General features: G+C 37.8%; 1 protein-coding gene. It reads left to right on the top strand.

Annotated features, from left to right (window positions below; all coding sequences use genetic code 11):
* Positions 1-166 precede the first annotated feature (166 nt).
* Complete coding sequence (tnpA, locus tag H9564_RS09040; RefSeq protein WP_142499373.1) at positions 167-625, top strand: IS200/IS605 family transposase; 459 nt, start codon at positions 167-169, stop codon at positions 623-625.
* The last annotated feature ends 147 nt before the right edge of the window (positions 626-772 follow it).

The raw sequence follows: 772 nt of genomic DNA, 5'->3' as shown, positions 1-772 counted from the left end.
ATTAGTGTCTTTAGACCTAGTTGAGCACGCGAGCAGAGCGAGTGTGCGAAACAAAAAACCACCTGCTATGCGGGTGGGGGATAAGAATTATATAAAAAAGGCCTCTTTTGCCTTAAGATGTAGGTGTTCAAGCCAAAATCGATAAGGGAAAAGAGGTTTTATAAATATGGCTAATAAACTAAACAGTTTAGCCCATACAAAGTGGTTATGTAAATACCACATCGTATTCATTCCAAAGTATAGACGTAAAATAATATACAATCAATATCGAAAAGACTTGCGAGACTATATAAAATTGTTATGTAAGTATAAAGGAGTAACGATAATTGAAGGACATATGATGCCAGATCATGTACATTTATTAGTAAGTATCCCGCCGAAGCTAAGCGTTTCGCAATTTATGGGGTACTTAAAAGGGAAAAGTGCATTAATGATGTTTGACCGGCATGCGAATTTAAAATATAAGTTTGGAAATAGACATTTCTGGGCGGAAGGATATTACGTAAGTACAGTAGGAATGAACGAAGCCACAATAAAAAAGTATATTCGAGATCAAGAAAAGCATGATATTGCCATAGATAAGTTAACAAGTACAGAATACTCAGACCCTTTTAAGGGTAAGTGAAGGAATACAAATACCGCTTAAAGCGGTAGCGAAGAAGTCAGAGCATTTTGGCTTGAGCAAAGCGAAAGCCAGCGCCTTGAGACGCTGGCTTTTCTGATCGGCTTATAGCCGTTGTACAAACCACCCGTTTTACGGGTGGTTATGATT

Origin of the sequence: Limosilactobacillus avistercoris (genome assembly GCF_014836425.1) — a bacterium.
In the GTDB taxonomy this organism is placed as follows: domain Bacteria; phylum Bacillota; class Bacilli; order Lactobacillales; family Lactobacillaceae; genus Limosilactobacillus; species Limosilactobacillus agrestimuris.
The sequence above is the reverse complement of the archived record's forward strand: the minus strand, read 5'-3'. Positions and strand labels throughout refer to the sequence as shown.